The organism is Mesobacillus sp., from assembly GCF_057785455.1.
Genome location: NZ_JBYNSB010000044.1, coordinates 118,021 through 135,491, shown reverse-complemented (window position 1 = coordinate 135,491; position 17,471 = coordinate 118,021). Strand labels below are relative to the sequence as shown.

The 17,471-nt window shown below is 36.8% G+C and carries 16 protein-coding genes; 3 read left to right on the top strand and 13 right to left on the bottom strand.

The window, feature by feature from the left end:
* Nucleotides 1-296: 296 nt before the first annotated feature.
* The 7 genes from AC3EBE_RS17945 to AC3EBE_RS17915 all read right to left on the bottom strand — a co-directional run bounded on the left by AC3EBE_RS17945 (nt 297) and on the right by AC3EBE_RS17915 (nt 9,149).
* The gene (locus AC3EBE_RS17945) at nt 297-2,429 is read right to left on the bottom strand and encodes a heavy metal translocating P-type ATPase (RefSeq protein ID WP_192473730.1); all 2,133 of its coding nucleotides are present in this window, start codon (nt 2,427-2,429) and stop codon (nt 297-299) included.
* A complete protein-coding gene (locus AC3EBE_RS17940) occupies nt 2,422-2,790 on the bottom strand; it encodes an ArsR/SmtB family transcription factor (RefSeq protein ID WP_192473729.1) in 369 nt (122 codons plus the stop codon). The genes AC3EBE_RS17945 and AC3EBE_RS17940 overlap by 8 nt, the downstream gene beginning before the upstream one ends.
* A gap of 172 nt (nt 2,791-2,962) precedes the next feature.
* Nucleotides 2,963-3,619: a CadD family cadmium resistance transporter gene (locus AC3EBE_RS17935; protein WP_488596395.1), complete on the bottom strand. Its 657-nt coding sequence runs from the start codon at nt 3,617-3,619 to the stop codon at nt 2,963-2,965.
* A 745-nt stretch (nt 3,620-4,364) separates the two neighbouring features.
* The gene (locus tag AC3EBE_RS17930) at nt 4,365-5,750 is read right to left on the bottom strand and encodes an exonuclease domain-containing protein (RefSeq protein ID WP_488596394.1); all 1,386 of its coding nucleotides are present in this window, start codon (nt 5,748-5,750) and stop codon (nt 4,365-4,367) included.
* 495 nt (nt 5,751-6,245) lie between these two features.
* Nucleotides 6,246-7,652, bottom strand: coding sequence for an MATE family efflux transporter (locus AC3EBE_RS17925; RefSeq protein ID WP_488596401.1), 1,407 nt, complete (start codon nt 7,650-7,652; stop codon nt 6,246-6,248).
* Between the two features lie 99 nt (nt 7,653-7,751).
* A complete protein-coding gene (locus AC3EBE_RS17920; protein ID WP_488596393.1) occupies nt 7,752-8,609 on the bottom strand; it encodes a hypothetical protein in 858 nt (285 codons plus the stop codon).
* 21 nt (nt 8,610-8,630) lie between these two features.
* Nucleotides 8,631-9,149, bottom strand: coding sequence for a hypothetical protein (locus tag AC3EBE_RS17915; protein WP_488596392.1), 519 nt, complete (start codon nt 9,147-9,149; stop codon nt 8,631-8,633).
* Between the two features lie 202 nt (nt 9,150-9,351).
* Between AC3EBE_RS17915 and AC3EBE_RS17910 the strand changes: the two genes are divergently transcribed.
* Together AC3EBE_RS17910 and AC3EBE_RS17905 are read left to right on the top strand one after the other, a co-directional pair.
* On the top strand, nt 9,352-9,954 hold the full coding sequence (locus AC3EBE_RS17910) for a multicopper oxidase domain-containing protein (RefSeq protein ID WP_488596391.1): 603 nt from the start codon (nt 9,352-9,354) through the stop codon (nt 9,952-9,954).
* Between the two features lie 47 nt (nt 9,955-10,001).
* On the top strand, nt 10,002-10,862 hold the full coding sequence (locus tag AC3EBE_RS17905; protein WP_488596390.1) for a multicopper oxidase family protein: 861 nt from the start codon (nt 10,002-10,004) through the stop codon (nt 10,860-10,862).
* A gap of 404 nt (nt 10,863-11,266) precedes the next feature.
* Here the strand turns inward: AC3EBE_RS17905 and AC3EBE_RS17900 are convergent, their stop codons facing one another.
* Together AC3EBE_RS17900 and AC3EBE_RS17895 are read right to left on the bottom strand one after the other, a co-directional pair.
* Nucleotides 11,267-12,178 carry a C39 family peptidase gene (locus AC3EBE_RS17900; protein WP_488596389.1) on the bottom strand — a complete coding sequence of 304 codons (912 nt, stop codon included), beginning with the start codon at nt 12,176-12,178 and terminating at the stop codon, nt 11,267-11,269.
* A gap of 503 nt (nt 12,179-12,681) precedes the next feature.
* Entirely contained in the window at nt 12,682-13,173 is a 492-nt protein-coding gene (locus AC3EBE_RS17895; RefSeq protein WP_488596388.1) for a DUF5662 family protein, read from the bottom strand.
* Nucleotides 13,174-13,424: 251 nt separating this feature from the next.
* On the opposite strand from AC3EBE_RS17895, the gene AC3EBE_RS17890 reads away from it, so the two are divergent.
* Nucleotides 13,425-13,913, top strand: a complete 489-nt coding sequence (locus AC3EBE_RS17890) for an SRPBCC family protein (RefSeq protein WP_488596387.1) — start codon at nt 13,425-13,427, stop codon at nt 13,911-13,913.
* Between the two features lie 145 nt (nt 13,914-14,058).
* On the opposite strand, the gene AC3EBE_RS17885 is transcribed toward AC3EBE_RS17890, so the two are convergent.
* From AC3EBE_RS17885 to AC3EBE_RS17870, 4 genes are all read right to left on the bottom strand, one after another.
* The gene (locus tag AC3EBE_RS17885; protein ID WP_488596386.1) at nt 14,059-14,508 is read right to left on the bottom strand and encodes an SRPBCC family protein; all 450 of its coding nucleotides are present in this window, start codon (nt 14,506-14,508) and stop codon (nt 14,059-14,061) included.
* Nucleotides 14,509-15,069: 561 nt separating this feature from the next.
* Nucleotides 15,070-15,825, bottom strand: a complete 756-nt coding sequence (locus AC3EBE_RS17880) for a hypothetical protein (protein WP_488596385.1) — start codon at nt 15,823-15,825, stop codon at nt 15,070-15,072.
* Complete coding sequence (locus AC3EBE_RS17875) at nt 15,809-16,336, bottom strand: RNA polymerase sigma factor (RefSeq protein WP_488596384.1); 528 nt, start codon at nt 16,334-16,336, stop codon at nt 15,809-15,811. The genes AC3EBE_RS17880 and AC3EBE_RS17875 overlap by 17 nt, the downstream gene beginning before the upstream one ends.
* Nucleotides 16,337-16,575: 239 nt before the next feature.
* The gene (locus AC3EBE_RS17870; RefSeq protein ID WP_488596383.1) at nt 16,576-17,025 is read right to left on the bottom strand and encodes a hypothetical protein; all 450 of its coding nucleotides are present in this window, start codon (nt 17,023-17,025) and stop codon (nt 16,576-16,578) included.
* Between the last annotated feature and the right edge of the window lie 446 nt (nt 17,026-17,471).

The window sequence follows — 17,471 nt, the reverse complement described above, 5'->3', positions numbered from 1 at the left end:
GGCTTCTTCTGGAATACTTTCGACCAAATGGTGGATGGAGAATGCAATATCATTTTCTTGTAATTTAATGGCTAAATCTAAAGGTAAAACTATTTGATTCATGTTATAATCTTTAAACATAAGGACCCTTCTTTCTGATTGGATTTTGTGTGGTAACTTTATTTTATCAGAAGGGGTCCTTATTTCTATTTAATAAATAATCAAAAGCCGGTGAAATTTTACTTGTCGTAAAATTTCACCGGCTTTTTCATATCAGAGGTGGGTTTTGTCCCAGGCTCTTTATATGAAACATTATTTTATTCTTTAACTTTTAATAATCGTAAGCTGTTTAAAGTTACAAGCAATGTTGCCCCCATATCGGCAAAAATAGCTATCCATAATGTTAACCAACCCGGTACAACTAAAAGTAAAGCTATAGCTTTAACTACTAGAGAGAAAGTAATATTTTGCTTAATGGTTCTCAATGCTTTTCGACTTAGTTTCATCGTAAATGGCAATTTACTTAAATCATCGGACATTAAAGCAATATCGGCTGTTTCAAGAGCAGTATCCGTTCCGGCCCCACCCATTGCAACTCCAACAGTGGATGCCGCAAGAGCTGGTGCATCATTTACTCCATCTCCAACCATCGCCACACTATGATACTTTTCGCGAAGTTGTTTAATATAGTTTAATTTATCCTCTGGAAGCAAATCGGCTTTAATGTCCGATACACCAACTTCTTTTCCAATTGCTTCTGCTGTACGTTGGTTATCACCAGTAAGCATAACAGTTTTTTCAATTCCTAGTTGATGAAGTTTTTGAATAACTTCTTTAGATGTTTTTCTTACTTGATCAGCCACAGCAATTAAACAGAGAATTGCGTTGACGGTTCCAAGAATCATGACCGTTTTTCCTTGTGTTTGTAGGGTTGAAATTTGTTCAGAAATGGTTTTATCTATACCATTTGGAAGAATTTCCTCAAACATACTAGGACTTCCTACATAATACATCTCGTCCTTAACTTTGGCTTTTATACCCTTACCGGTTATAGATTGAAAATCTTCAACAGATACTTCATTATAATTTAATCCGTTTGCTTCTGCTTTTTTCATAATTGCTGAAGCAAGTGGATGTTGAGATCCTTTTTCCAACGCTGCTGTGATGGTCAATAATTCATTTTCATTTCTGCCAAATGTTACGATATCTGTTACTGCTGGAACTCCTTTTGTTAATGTTCCTGTTTTATCAAAAGCAATAACCTTCAATGCACCGGCTTCTTCTAAGTGGATTCCACCTTTGATTAAAACACCATTTCTTGCTGCGTTTCCTATTGCGGTCACAACAGAAACAGGCGTAGAAACAACTAATGCACAAGGACAACCAACGACTAGTACGGATAACCCTTGATATATCCATTCGCTCCAATCTCCGCCAAATAATGGTGGGACAATAGCGATTAAAAAGGCTAATACAACAATTGCCGGAGTATAATATTTGGCAAATTTATCAACAAATGCTTGAGAAGGAGCGCGTTCTGCCTGAGCTTCTTCTACTAAATGAATTATTTTCGAAAGAGTAGTATCTTCCACTAATTTAGTTACTTTTACTTCTAATAATCCTTCTTCGTTCAAAGTACCAGCGAATACTTCATCATCAATGGTCTTTGTCACCGGGACAGATTCACCTGTAATCGCAGCTTGGTTTAAGGTAGATGTCCCTTTTACAACGATTCCATCCATAGCCAACTTTTGACCCGGTTTCACGATCATAATGTCGCCTACTTGAATGTCATCAACGCTAATCATTAACTCTTGACTTCCACGTCGTATTAAAGCTTCCTTTGGAGCTATATCCATCAAGGACTCAATGGATTGACGAGCTTTGTCCATAGAATAGCGTTCTAAGGCTTCACTAATGGCAAAGAGAATAACAACTGTTGCTCCTTCTCCCCATTCACCAATTAATGCAGCCCCAATAATAGCAATTGTCATAAGAGTATTCATATCGAACTTAAATCTGCTTAGATTTTTAAAGCCTTTAATAAATAAGGAGTAGCCACCAATTAATATAGATGCCCCATATCCGATTGTTGGTACAATATGACCTTCTCCGAGTTGTTCTCCTAATAACCAACTAACGATTAATAATAGGGCTGAAATATACACTTTAATGTTTTCTTTTTGCTTCCAAAAAGGTTCACGTTCTACTTTTTGTGCTTTTTCATCTCGTAATTTTAAATTATCAAAAGCTCCTGCTTTTTCAAGCGCTTCAACCGTTGTATTTCCTACAACTGTTATTTTAGCAGCACCAAAATTAACTTGTGCATTCAAAACGCCATCCAGACGTTTCACGTTCTCTTCGAACGTTTTTGAACAGTCTGCTCAGGTGAGTCCTTGAACTCTGTAAGTTTTAGCTTCTTGGTTGTTTATTTTAGCTTGTTCAGACATTGACTTTCATCTCCTTTTTATGAGCTAATGCAATAACCATTAACTGTCTAATATGTTCATCATCAAGCGAATAAAAGGCTAGTTTGCCTTCTTTTCGGTATTTTACAATCCCTTGTTTATGAAGGGTCCTTAAATGGTGAGATGTCGTTGCAACAGTAGCCCCAATGATATTAGCTACATCACACACACAAAGCTCTTCATCTTGACATAATGCATAGGAAATTTTTGCCCTATTTTCATCTGCAAGTGCTTTAAATAATTGAGAAACACTAGATATATCTTCTTTTTGCATCTCACCTTGTATTCGTTTGACTTTTGCTTCGTCATAACAATAAATATCACAAGTATCTTTCTTACTCATAACTCATTATCCCTCCTTTTATTCAAGTGTACGTTTGAATATATTATATATTATTACCCTGACATTATTCAAATAATTATTTGAATAATGGACCAAAAAAATAAAGTAACCCAATAAATTCCATATCAAGTCAACATATCAGCAAATGATCATAACGATCAAAACTGTTACATTATTTAAATAGATTTATCAAAGAAGTAAATAGTTCATTTTCTAGCATGATATATATTCCCAATCCTATAAATACAATTGGAATAATCCATCGCCCGTATTTCTCAAGTGTTTCAGAAACAAATCTGAATCTCGCTAGACGGTAACCCAGTAAACACCAAATTGCAACCATTATAAAGAATGTAACTACAGTAATAATTAATTGATTTGTTTCTAACGTTGAAAAAATCGGAACATAAATTCCAATATTGTCTCCACCATTAGCAAAAGTGATAAAGGCTACACTTAAATAAAACTTATTAAATTTGTTTAACCTAGAAAGAATATTATCATCATCATCATCTTCACCTTTGATGAACAATCTAACTCCTAAATACATGGGAATTAGTCCAAGTAAACCAACCCATTGATCAGCAAGGAGCGTTATCCCAAAAGTTGCTAAAAGACTGATTAAAACTAGAAGTGCAAAACCTAGATATTGACCAATTACTATATCTCTTGAGTTAATACGTTTCGAAACCTTGTTAACCGTTAGACCAATACTTGTTTTAGATTGTGACCTTGCCATAGAGAATAACATCATCAAGACAAAAATATCATCAATATTGGTTACAATAAAAGCACCAAGAGCAGAGATGATTATTAAAATTAAATCCACCTGATTCAACCCCTTTATTTTTTATTAATAATTTAATACTCGTTAACATTCAAATATTTATTTGAATGTTAAATTTCATTTTCTATTTTACGTTTACATAAACAAATAGTCAAATGGATATTTGAATAAAGGATAAATTGACATGAAATTAGCGCTTTGAAACTAAAAAAGGGTGATTACCTTCTATTAGGTAATCACCCTCTTTGGTTATGCAACCATTATTTATTATGGACTGTTACTGTAAATACAATGTAACTCTCTGGATTGTCAGGATCATTAAGTTGATTTTTGTTACCTAATTGTCAGAACCCGCACAGTCTATTTCGAGAAGATACTCAATTGGTGCACTATCCACTACACCTTTAGAAGAAGTAGTAGGAGTAAAATTTTATTATTTTTGTACACTTTAAAAACGTAATTAGCAAATTTATGTACACAATTTTATTTATGTACACTTTATTTATTTGTAAAAAACCATTTATATTATTGGAAAGGGATAAAAAATCCAATTATGTGCAAGTCATTTCATGGAGATACTTTTAACTCTGTTATATATTTATCATCATCAAATGGATGATCGGATTTGTGCAAAAGCATGGGTGCAACAAACTTAAGAACCACTCAACGTAATAGTAGCATGATAAGACGACCTAATTACCTGGTAATTTTTGATTTAACAATATTGCACAAATAATAAAAAGACAAGAAATTGACCATCTTGTCTTTTCAAGCTCTTTTATTTACTTTACAGCATTTTCAAGAAATCTTGTTCACTCACAATCTCGATATTTATTCCTTCATTTATCATTTTTTCAGCTTTTATTAACTTTGAAGATTTATTTCCTTTGATCATAACATCCTCAAAATCGCCTAGTACAATATAATCTGTTTGATTGTTGATTCCGTTTTGAGGTGTTCCGCCCTTTTTCCCTACCAATACTGCAGCTTCTCTTCGTGAAAACACGGACAGTTTTCCCGTGAATACAACGTTCTTCCCGAACAATGGGTGTTCCGGATCTGCTTCATTGCTTACTTCAATTGAACGCAAATCCAACTTTTCTCCATTTCGGCTTACTGCTGGGGAGAAGTAGTTTTCAAGCGATACTTTTCCTGGTTTTATAGATGTTTTTTCATAAACAGCATCTAAACTGTGTAATTCATAATTTTTAATTAAGCACATCATCAGTTCAGCACACGCCTTTGCGTCATCTAGGGCGTGGTGATGTTGGTTTAAACTAAGTTGAAAGTGTTGGCACAACGGTTTTATCCCGTAACTAGGAAGGTTAGGGACTAGTCTTTTTGAGAGCTGGTATGAACATAATAGATCATGATGAACCGGTGTGATTCCATACCGTCTTAAATTGTCACGCAGGGCATACCCGTCAAAAGCCATATTATGAGCGATCAACAGTTTATTTTCGATCCTGCTTTTAATCTTTTCGTAAAACACAGGAAAGGTAAGAGCATTTGCTACATCGCTTTCTCTTATTCCATGGATTAGTGTATTATAAGAATCAAATTCTTCCTCCGGATTGATGAGTTCATAAATAGAATCTAAAATCACACCGTTTTCTACAAATACCATTCCAACAGAGCAGATACTATGACGGTTACGATTGGCAGTTTCAAAATCAAACGCAACGAAATCCATCCCTACACCTACCTCCTTTTTCGGACGAAAATGCCTTGTATAGTATGGATAGGTATTATATCCACGACCATCCGAATCGTTTTGATATTCATGGATTTGTTTTCTTACCAGATCAATCAATTTTTCTTTCGTTGGTGCAAAGCAGCTTCTGCCAAATCCTACGAAACGCCAGACAAAGGCTTTGCGTTTTTTCACGTTATTGTTTTCATCTACATAATGCTCATAATCATAAAGTAAAGTACCTACCCTGTTTTCAATCTGCACAAGTTCATAGGTCATGATTTTTGCATTCTTTTTGTAGTTTTCTTCTTTTTTCGTTAAAAACTGATATGTAGTGACTCCTTTATCAAAAAAATATAACAGCGCGTCTTCTTTTTTCACGTGATAATTGTTTATTCCATCGATACTTGTGACGTACTTACATTCTATTGGACGATGTGGGTCAGGATAATCAAAAAAATAAAGTTTTCCTTCTTTCATTTGTCATCAACCTCCTATACATCGATAATTAGTTCGATATTCCTAATGGAAATACCTGCTAATTTAATAAAAAAATCGTCCTAACTAATAGGACGATTTTTCAATAGTTACAAAAGCTGTGTTATTTCTTATGAGCTTCTAATAATCAATAATTTTTTGCAAAGTAATACTCATTAAACACAGGATCACCACCTGGCAAGAAGGTGATTTTTATACTCTCTCCTTCATCCATATATGCAATTTTTCCCTTCACCCTGTCTAAATCATCAATCTTTAAGCTGTTGTAAATCGTCTGAAGCTTTTCTATAGGGATTACTTCTTCAAACAGTTCAATCCGGGCTGCCTCATCTACTAGTTAATTAATTGGTCTAAAGGCTTATTATTTTAAACTAAACCCCTTTTTAAGTAAGAACACCATCACAATAAAGGTTAGATTCACTTTAATAATATTGTTACCTAAAAAAAGCATACAGATTGATAACTGGATGCTCCTTATTAATAGTTATTCGCGCAGGCTGACATGGTTTCTTTTGTTGTTTGCGGGTGGCAGTGAGATTCTGGATCTGGTGCTTTTTCAAGTGCCATCCATTTTCCACGTTTGAATTGGATTACCAATACCATTGCACGAAATGCGATATCGGCTCCGATTGCTATCCATACTCCCGCGAGTCCCCAGCCCAGCTTAATTCCAAGAAGATAGACAAGTACTGTTCGTACCGCCCACATCCCGAATCCAGTCAGGTACATCGGGAATTTCGTGTTATTTGCCCCCTGGAATGCTCCTGTCAGCACCATTAATACAGCGAGGAACGGCTGGAAAATACCCGAAATCTTTAGTGCGGTACCTATATCATCAATAACTTGCTGTTCGTCTGTAAAAAAGCTGCCAGCCCAGTCACCGAGGAAGAAGAGCAAGGCACCAAGCAGGGTCATCGCTCCTACTGTGAGATAGGTGGATAGTTTGGCATAATGCTTGGCTTCTTCAAGATTGCCCGCACCGATTTGCTGGCCAACCAAAATCGTGGCGGCTGTAGCAAATCCATATCCAATCATATAGGAAAATACTTCGACATTGCCGGCAATCTGATGAGCGGCAAATGCATTGGTACCAAGGGCAACGACGAAACCAAAATAGACAATTTGGCCGGCACGCATGACCAGTCTCTCGCCTGCAGCTGGGGCTCCAAGAGTAGTCAGTTCCATTAGATGTGTCCTGTCAATACTCCAGTAATCTCTTCTGAAGGTAAGGGTTTCTGTTTTATTGACATAGTAAAATAGCGCGATGCTGCCAATCAATCGTGAAATTACGGTTGCAATCCCTGCTCCTACGATGCCCATTTCGGGGATGAACAAAAAACCGAAAATGAGGACATAATCCAAAACAGCATTGACAATATTGATGACAATACTCACCTTCATCGGCGACTTTGTATCACCTGCTCCTCGAAGGATAGCGCTTAATACAAACATGAAGCTCATAACAATCGAAGGTATCCCAACAATACGGAAATACAGGGCACCGGCCTCGAGGACCTCTGCCTCGATTCCCATTAATTTCAGTAGCGGTTCAGCGAAAATCAAAGTAATGAGCCCCGTTATAATTCCAAATATGACAGCAAGGACGATTGATTGCTGTGATATATGCCTTGCTTTTTCCGGAAGGTTAGCACCAAGGAAGTTCGCAATCCTTACATTGGCTGCTACCCCAATTGCCATAAATAGCGCAAAATATATCGCAATGACTGCATTGGTGACCCCTACCGCCGAAACTTCTGCCAGACCGATTTTTGATACAAAGTATGTATCGACAAAGCCGAGAATCGTCTGGAAAAAGTTTTCGATGACTGCCGGAATAGCCAGTACCGTAATGATTTTCAATCGTCCTTTGTTCGTTTGCGGCATGTCAATTTTTCCATCAATCTCCTTCACGTTTCTACCTCCTTTACTAGAAAATTGAACAATAGCACACAATTCTGTGTGCCATTGCTGTACTGATGCCTATTACTTAACTTCAATCACAAAAGGCACCGTATAAAGTTTTTGTTTGTACTTGAACTGTCCCCAAATTTTATACAATCCACTTTGGGGAAAGCTGGTCATATACTCGACATCTGGCCCTTTTGCGTTCTCATCCACTGGGTGAACATGGAGAAATTCATTCATATCCTCACTGACAATCACCACATGTCCTGCAGAACCAAGATAGGGTTCAAGTTCAGTAATTGGGTTTCCTTCCTTATCATTTAGGGTGAAAATCAAACTTATATGCTCATCTACTTTGGCTTCTGGGAGAATCAGCTCGAATGTCAGATCGTCTATATCCTTTTTCAAAAGCTTATCGGGAACTACCTCTTCCATGGTTTCCGAACCTTTTACGACCAGCTCATGTGACGCAAGCTGCTGATTTGCTCCCTCCGGCAGGAAATCTGCATAAAATTTATATTCCCCGGCCTTTGGGAAGGTTGTCTTTACTTGAAATCTGCCTTTCCCACGATAATGCGGATGAAGATGATGGAACACAGATAAATCCTTTTTAATTGCCAGTAGATGCATTTCTTTTTCATGTACAGCTAGAAAAGTCTCGATAACCTTCCCGGAGAGATCTTTTATGTCAATAAAAATTTCTGTTTCTTGATCCACTTTGACCGTATGAGGGTTTGAGGTCCAATCCACCTGTACTTTTGGTATGTTCTCCTTATGGTCGGTGTGTCCCTGATGGGAGTCCATCATGCTATGTCCTTGATGATGTTCATGACTGTCATGTGGTGTTCGACTAGACTGGCTACTATCTTTAGTTATACTGCTAGTCTGACTGTGGTCATGGTTGCTTACAGTACTATGTTCATTTTCAGGATTCATCTCTCGACCTCCAATCAAAATCTATTCTTCCATCATATGACTGAAATGATTCATAACTTTCTTTTGTTCATCTGGCGTACCCATAGGTGTTACATCTGCTTCAATCTCCTTCAGGAATTCAGTAACCATATTAAGCAGCTTTACTTGCTGAAGTGCCATTTCAATATGAGTCTGTTTGACCTGTGTGTCCTTCATTTTAAGAGCTGAGACGAAGTTATCCTTCGCCATTGCCTCTGTTGAAGCCTTAATCTCCATTGCAATGTGCTTGTCCATCAGCTGTGACCCTCTAGATGTAGTTTCGAGCTGACCCTCCGGAAGCTCATTGAAATCCGGAAGCTTCTCAAAATCATTTTTGTCAGGATCAAGCATATCCATCATGATTCGAACATGGCTTCGTAGAATCCCTACCTTAGTATTTAGCAATTCAAGTAATTTTTCTTCTTTTGCTTCTCTTGCCATAAGCTTTACTTTCATTATCATGCCATCATGGGCAGGTAGGTGAGTTGCAATTAACCCTAAGTCAGATGCAGGTAATAGCATATTTTTATTCCTCCTTAATTTTTTGGCTTTACTAGTTTCTACCACAGGTTTCTTGAACTAAACTCCATAGAAAATGCATATTTGACCACAGTGAGCAGTATTGTTTGCAATTATAAACCTGCGCTTATAAAATACACAGCGAGGTATTGTGCATTCGAAAATAAAGTCATGTAAAAGCTAGATAAGACTAAAGGAGGTAAAAATGGTGAAAAAAATTGTTATGGCCGCACTTATCTTATTGATTCTACTCATTGTGGGCGGCTGGTTTTTTATGAGGGGTTTTGGCGGCATGAACGGTAACATGCCTGGGCAAGGGGGAGGAATGATGGATGGTGGTATGATGGGTAACGATAACGGAGAGGTTGAAGATATGAAGAATGACTCACTCGCTGATGGAGGAACCTCTCTTCCCATTCCCCCCATCCTAAAAGACGAGAATCCAGACCCAGGAAAAGCAGAGTTCACTCTTGTTGCCCAAAAAGGATCCATGGAGTTTATAGAAGGCAAACCAACAGATACGTTTGGATATAATGGCGATTACCTAGGACCCGTGATTCGTGTAAAAACTGGAGATGATGTTTCAATAAAAGTAAAAAATGAGATTGATGAAGCAACCACGGTCCATTGGCATGGACTAGAAGTTGACGGCGACCAGGATGGAGGCCCTCATTCCGGCATCCAGCCTGGAACTACGTGGAATCCGCAATTCAAAATTGAACAAAACGCTGCTACTTTATGGTATCATCCCCATCTGCTCCATGAAACTGGCGAACATTATATAAAGGACTTGCTGGTCTGTTTATAATTGATGATGAAGACAGTGAGAACCTGGATCTGCCTAACGAATATGGGGTGAATGATATACCATTAATTGTCCAGGATAAACAGCTCGATGAAAACGGTCAGTTTACCTATGATTTGAGCATGCACGATGTCATGATGGGACTGCAGGGAGATACGATTATGGTGAATGGAGCCATTAATCCTTATGTTGAAGTTCCTAAAGGCAAGGTCCGTTTCCGGCTGCTGAATGGCTCTAATGCACGGATTTACCAATTCCAACTGAGCAACAATCAGAAATTTTACCAGATCGGGACAGATGGTGGACTCCTGGAAAAACCCGTAGAAATGGACAAGCTTATTTTAAGTTCTGCAGAACGTGCTGAGTTGATTGTTGATTTTTCAGAATATGAAGAGGGAGAAACCGTGGAATTGACCGATAAGGGAACTTCATTTATGAAATTCATCGTCACGGGCGAGGAAAAAGGGCCAAATAATGTTCCATCAAAATTGGTTGACATTCCAGATCCAGATGAAACCATGGCTGCACGTACTCGGAAATTCGTCATGTCAGGAATGGGCCGTAATGTCAGCATCAACGGCAAACAGATGGACATGGATCGCATTGACGAGCAGCTTAAGCTTCATGATACCGAGATTTGGGAAATTTCGAATGAAGGAATGGGCATGATGGGTAATAATATGGGCATGGCTCATCCGTTCCACGGCCATGGAACCCAATTCCTGATCCTTGATCGTGATGGGAATCCCCCGCCGCCAAATGAACGCGGATGGAAGGATACTATTTTGGTTGCACCTGGTGAAAAAGTCCGAGCAATTGCAACATTTGATCATCAAGGGTTATTCATGTACCATTGCCATATCCTCGAGCATGAAGACGCAGGGATGATGGGGCAATTTAATGTTGAATAGGCAAAAGACTCCAGTGATTTACCTGATCCTTTTGGTTGACCACTGTTTTAGGACTTAACAAGGTTTATGCATCTCAGATTCACACATATGCAAATAACCGTACCTATAGCAGAAAGGCTGTCGCATTTTAAACGACAGCCTTTCATGCATAGGAAGGAATCTATATTAAAAGGGGGGTGTCCTAGCAATTAAATAATAACGAATTAACGTGCACATAGTGTGCAATTCATATTACACATTTATTACATTTCGTTAAAATTACTAGGTGAATTTTATCCTGTAACAGATATTGTCGCTTTTTATTTGTACCCCATGATTCAATCAAGAAAACCAGATACTGTTCTAATTTATGTATAACATATTTACAAAACAGCTTTTTAAATTTGTGTTAATCTTAATGTCTCTTATTCTGAAATCAGGGAATCAGTAAATATAACTATGGCCTGCTTGCCCATTTGCTCCCAGGCCTCCTCAAAACTGCTGTATGGTTCTTTCCTGTTTTTTATTCCCGTGATAGGATCGTTAAAATATATATATTTATCGTCGTAACCTGTAATCAGCACGGAATGTTCTTTGTAAGTGATTGATACAGGTCCTGATGGCGTTATCCATTCCTCAAAATAAGAGGCCGGCAGCTTCTTATAGGTTGTATTAATAATCACCCATATGGGAAGGTCCAAGGATAAATAGGTTTTAATTTCGGAAAAGTCAGCCCCCGTTATATCCTTTACTTTACCAGGCAAGTATTTTTCTGCTAGCTCAGCTATTGGTCTATGGTAAACACCAAATCCGGGTTTCTCATAGGTATACATATCCCCAATATAGCCATCGTTTGGATGTCCCCAGTAAGTTACACCCTCTCTTTTTTCGAGCAACACTGGATTCTTCTTAATGCCTGAAGCTAATTCCATTTTATCCACATCAATATCATTGTATTGAAGCAACATTGCAAGACTAGTTACTTCACATCCTCGTGGAAGTTCCGGAAATTGTTTAACCACCGGTGCGTCAAGAAGCACTTTGTCCTTTATTCTTACAATTACCTTTTCCTTTATTGGTCCCTCGTTTTCATCCGAATCCTTTATTAAAGTTGCTTGGCCTTTAACATTCCCACCCATTGCCAACACCTTATCAAGTGATTCACCTCTGTCATAAAAGATAAAAATCGCACCTATTAGGAAAGCAAATATGAGAGTTACCATAATGATTGCATGACTCAATATAACGGTCTTAATCTTAGTACTCCCCCTGCCTGTTAGTTTAGTAACCATGTTATCATTTAATTTAGGAGAATTTATGCAGGGTGTCATATACATTTATCGCCCTTTTTTGAGGTGTTAGTGTTCTTATATTTATAGTTCTTAAGAATAACTAGCGGTATAGGATGGTAAGCAGTATCTATACCACTAGATTTAAGTCAGAAAAAATTTCCAATTAAAAAAGACCAACTATAAAGTTAGTGGTCATTAATATAATCTTCTCAAACTCTGTTGTTTTCTCAGCCAAAGGAAAAAATCAGGTTTTTAATTTTCCATTACTGCTCACACATTTTAGAAAAAAAGTGACCTGATCATTTCATAATCTGGCATGGCATGTATGAAAAGTAACAATCAATGCAAAAACACACTAAATAAAAAAATAACGGGTTTACTTGTGAGGTGCAAAACAATATTTCACAGACATAATCACTTAATTCACGCCAATTTCACAACACTATTCACAATACTAAAAGGCTTAGAGGATTTTCATCTCTAAGCCTTTTTTCATATTACCTTATTGTGCTAAAGCACCCGTATGTTTAAATACATTAATTCACAAATTATGTTGCTTTCTTTGATAATGAAGAAGTCTCCTTTGAGTCGCCCTTCCTTTTGTTCATCATAATAATTTCAAGTTCTTTTTTTGTATCAGGATGCAGGATAATTTTATTAGTAAGATCCAAAGTCGGTGGCTTTACCTTTCTTCCCCAATTTCTTGAAAACGACCGCCAATCACAAACCATTTCAAGTAAATACTTCCTTGGTATTGGTAAGGCAATCTTTTTATTTGGGTCCACAACCCAATATTCCCAATGATGCTTGTTTCTATGTTGATGATTCAACCACGCATATTTCCATCTTAATTCATCATCTTCACTTAGCGGTTTATTCGAAAAAAATTTCTTAGCGTACGGAAAAAATTCACTCGGGGAGAACTTTGACAAATCGTGAGTAATCCCTTGGAAGTATAAACCCTCTTTCCAGCACTCAACAAGAACATTGATTTTATGGTTAAGTATGTATGAAACATTCTTCCAATAAGCTCTCAACATACAATCCCCCCCCCTCAATCCAATAAATTTTAATTAATATTCTCCTTGGCTTCCTACAATTCCTACCAGAGATTCTTCAACTATCCTGCCAGTTAGTTACATAAGAAGTTCAACAAAGGCGGTTAATCCTGCCTGGTCAACGCACCCTTTAGTTGAATATGGTTAAAAACAAATCCATAAAATAACCTTTCAGAATTACTTTAATAATGTTACTATTTAATTGTATTAATTTTACAAAAGGAGAGGTTTCTTTGACAACTACCACAAATGATAAAGCTATTATTAAAGAGGTAACAATTAATGCACCAGTAAATTTAGTATGGTTTGCCTGGACAATCTCTGATAGAGTCTCTGAATGGTTTGCACCTCAAACGGTAGTAGAAGCTAAGGAAGGTGGTGCATATGAACTTTATTTTATACCCGGAAATAGTGAAGGTATGAATACTAAGGGGTGTAAAATCACAAAACTTATTAATGAAAAAGAGCTAAATTTTACTTGGAAAGGGCCAGACCAATTCGAGACATTAATGAACAATGAAAATGAATTAACAAATGTTAATGTAAGTTTCAAATCACTCAATAATGATTCTACAAAAGTAATTGTTGAACATATTGGATTTAAAGACACTGAGGACTGGACTGAAGCAATTAACTGGCACCAAATGGCTTGGTCAGGAGTTCTTGATAGTTTAAAGTCTGCTCTTGAAAAGGGCGAAGGAAATTTATGTTGCCAACCCTAAAAAAATAATATTTTACAAACCCCATCTATATTTTATTAGTATATAGATGGTTTTTTATATCCTGAAAACTTCAGAACCTTTCTAGTTATGTAGCAATATTTGTTTAGCAATCCTGCACCGTAAGTTGAATAGAACTAAGTTAAACTCATTTCTCAGCAATTCTTTTCAATTCCTTTGCACGAGTGGCAATAAATACACTCATATACTTCTCTAAAAACAACTTATCTGCAACTACTCCGATAATACCTAGTGGTGACTTATACTCAAATATATCGATCATTATAGTTCCATCCGTTTGTTCGATAAACTCGTGGGTATGAACAAAGGATTGAAAAGCTCCTTTAATCATTACATCTACAAATTTATGAGGCTTTTCCATTATAGTCACTTTTGCAGTCAGCCTTTGTTTAACCCCGAAGTGAATTGCTTCCCAGGTAACTGTATCACCCTGTTCTAATAATCCTTCTGTAACACCGCCAACAGCTCTTTCCTTGGTTTCAGAAGTAGTTTGAGTATGAATATCTACGTTCCTTGCCAGGTCAAAACACACTTTAATGGGAGCTTTGATAAATTGTCTATTCTTAATAATAGGCATATGTTTCCCTCTCTTTTAAACCAAAACCCTTCTTCAACTATCCTGCATCTATAGTTCAATAAGGAATTCAACAAAAAAGGTGCTTAATCCTTCCTGGATCAACGCACCCGTTTGTTGAATAAGGAAGTAAATCATTTAGTTTGGAAACCAATAGTAGTAACTTAATATCAAAATGCTTATTAACATTATGATTCCATAGTGTTTCCCCCTTGATTTTTCAGCATAAATACTTTTACCAAAGAAGAAATATAGTGAGCCAAGAACAAAAATTATATAAGCTAATAATTTTAGGAAAAAGTCCATACTACCTCCCAAATTCCTTTTTTAATAATTTATTCGGGAAATCCTATGTTAATGTCCTCTCTTATTAAGCAAACCTGCTCCTATAGCTCAATAAGAAATTCAACAAAAAGGTGCCTTAATCCTTCTTGGATCAAAGCACCCTTACCTTAAATTATAATGGTTCACAAACTTTTATAGTCCTGTTAACTCACAGAATTAATTTATACTCCAATGCATCGGCAATTATTTAAGCAGATAATAAATACTAAAATGTAACCTTTATCTTTCAACCTCAAAGTTAAACAAGTTGGCAAGTCTGACTAACTCTTCAGAATCACCCTGCTTTTTATTCAACAACCCCTGATTAGTCATATAGTATACATAATTTTTGGTAACGATATATAACGCAGCTGATCCATATTCTGTTGTAGGTTCATGTAGAAATGCCCGTTGACCTGAAACATTTATTTCTGTGACTTTTGTTCCGTAGAGGGGATGTTCGGGAAAGAAATACTTACTCATTTCTTCAACTGATCCCGTTTCATTCTTTGTATAATGTACGGAAATAAACCTTCCTTCTGAAGTCGGGTAAAAGGCCTGTGTAAATACTTGTTCTTTACTACCTATATTTTCAACAGATACTGCAAGAAGTGGTTCTCCTGAGATTGTATTAATCTCCTTGTAGGCATCCATTGGATAAACGACATATTCCATCCCTTTTTCGGTTAAAACCGGTGTCTCTTTCCCGTTAATCACTTCCATTGTATACAGCTTTTCTTTGTTTGATAGCATTCCTGAGACAAATGAATCTTCATTCCCCAATTGAATAATTAGCAAAAAAAGAAGAGAAAAAGTGATACTTATAGATGATACGTAACCGAAAATCTTGAAAGCTCGAGATTTAATCTTTTCCTTATAAATTTGCCCCTCCAGTTTTCTCCTGACTAAATCGGCTTGCTCCTGACTCCATTCCAAATCATATTCTACTTTCTGAAGAGCACGATTATAAGTGTTCAATTCACTTTGTATGTTCATTTAACCCCGACTCCTTAATTAATCTTTTTTCCAAAGCTAACATTCCACGATGCAATGTGGACTTAACTTTACTTTCCGAACAATCCAATATTTCTGCTGTTTCGGTAATTGAAAAACCCTTGATCTTTCTAAGGATGATAACTTCCCGGTGCGATTGTTTAAGTGCACTTAGTGCTTCATGAATTTCCTTTGAACTTTCTTTAAGCTGAACCACATTTTCTGGCAATAGTTTAATGTCAATTTGAGGTTGGAATAACTCTTTAAAAAAGCGAATTGGCTTTTGTTTTCTCATGTGGTCAACAGTCACATTATGAGCGATACTGAACAACCATGTTTTTTCGCTAGAATCTCCTTTGAAAGTATGATGATATTTATAGGCCTTAAAAAATGTTTCCTGAGTTAAATCCTCAGCTTGCTGATAATCTTTTGTAAGCATAAAAATAAATTTAAAGATTGTTTGATGATACAGATTGTACCACTCATGAATATCCTCTTCCCTGTAGTCAGCCATCTAATTTCTCTCCTTGTTAATTCACTTAAATCTTAGACGTGTGGGTTAGAAAAAGGTTTTGGTTTATTTTATTATTTTTTTTATATTTTTTTAATGGCCTCTATAGCAAAAAGAAGGAGCTGGCATAGCAACTCCTTCTTAAATATAATGATACCGAAAATATTCGACTCCTTACGATGTCAATCCTTCTTCAACATTACTGCTCCGTTTGTTTAATAAAGGCTTTCACTAATTAAACACTAATAATTTGCAACTACCTTCCTTAGGGAACAACATAGTTTCCCCTCTAACTCTCCAATTAAATGTTCAGTGTTTACTTTCAAAAGGTTATGAAATTCTATGGAAAACCTTGCAAAACCAGCATTCCAGTTGTAATCCAATGAATTTAGGGAGGTATTACTATTACAACATGGAACTGTTATTTGAAGTAATGAAAACTGAGCCTCGGCTGCTTCTGCCATTGCCTCGCTCCACCACTCTATTCTGATTTCACTAGTACAAATTGGACAAGAAATACCCTCAAAATTGCTCCCTTGATCAATAAAGCGTACTTCTTCCGTATGTATTATTTTAATATCACAATAAGATTTGGATAGTGACTTTATATATTTTTCTGTTTTTTCAATGGCATCTATAGTTGGAACAAACTCTGGATCCTTCGGTATTATTTTCAGAACAGTTTCGGACATGCTATATTCCTCTTCTCCTTTCGGTGTATAGCTTGTTTACTTTATTTTAATATCGTATTCTTTCTTTATTTTTCAACTAAACTCCCTCAATAAAAGAAGCCAAAACGCCCGATTTCTCTGGTTTTCACAGTATTTCACTAGTAGCCATTTCAGTCATGAATATCGTCATTATGGTTGGATTTATCTTACGAGGATAAATTTGGACTTCAAAAGCAAAAAGACCTTATACCTGTTCTACCACTAACTTACAATAATTGGTGGCTATGGTATTTTATGATCGCACTGGTGGATGTCCACATTTCTCATGGAGGTCAACCCTCCCATGCCTCACAGAGTCTTCGCTCTCAAATTCCTTCGTCCAACCTTTCCATGAGGTGGATGTCAGTCATGCTGCTCCACAGGGTCCATGCCCGAAGTTTAGTTGCTTTGCTGACTAATCCGTGCTT

Bases quoted from the DNA above. Each gene is read 5' to 3' on its own strand.
- AC3EBE_RS17870 (WP_488596383.1), bottom strand. From the start codon at position 17,025: ATGTCCGAAACTGTTCTGAAAATAATACCGAAGGATCCAGAGTTTGTT.
- AC3EBE_RS17930 (WP_488596394.1), bottom strand. From the start codon at position 5,750: ATGAAAGAAGGAAAACTTTATTTTTTTGATTATCCTGACCCACATCGT.
- AC3EBE_RS17885 (WP_488596386.1), bottom strand. From the start codon at position 14,508: ATGCCTATTATTAAGAATAGACAATTTATCAAAGCTCCCATTAAAGTG.
- AC3EBE_RS17920 (WP_488596393.1), bottom strand. From the start codon at position 8,609: ATGAATCCTGAAAATGAACATAGTACTGTAAGCAACCATGACCACAGT.
- AC3EBE_RS17910 (WP_488596391.1), top strand. From the start codon at position 9,352: ATGGTGAAAAAAATTGTTATGGCCGCACTTATCTTATTGATTCTACTC.
- AC3EBE_RS17895 (WP_488596388.1), bottom strand. From the start codon at position 13,173: ATGTTGAGAGCTTATTGGAAGAATGTTTCATACATACTTAACCATAAA.
- AC3EBE_RS17925 (WP_488596401.1), bottom strand. From the start codon at position 7,652: ATGCCGCAAACGAACAAAGGACGATTGAAAATCATTACGGTACTGGCT.
- AC3EBE_RS17940 (WP_192473729.1), bottom strand. From the start codon at position 2,790: ATGAGTAAGAAAGATACTTGTGATATTTATTGTTATGACGAAGCAAAA.
- AC3EBE_RS17915 (WP_488596392.1), bottom strand. From the start codon at position 9,149: ATGCTATTACCTGCATCTGACTTAGGGTTAATTGCAACTCACCTACCT.
- AC3EBE_RS17900 (WP_488596389.1), bottom strand. From the start codon at position 12,178: ATGTATATGACACCCTGCATAAATTCTCCTAAATTAAATGATAACATG.
- AC3EBE_RS17880 (WP_488596385.1), bottom strand. From the start codon at position 15,825: ATGAACATACAAAGTGAATTGAACACTTATAATCGTGCTCTTCAGAAA.
- AC3EBE_RS17875 (WP_488596384.1), bottom strand. From the start codon at position 16,336: ATGGCTGACTACAGGGAAGAGGATATTCATGAGTGGTACAATCTGTAT.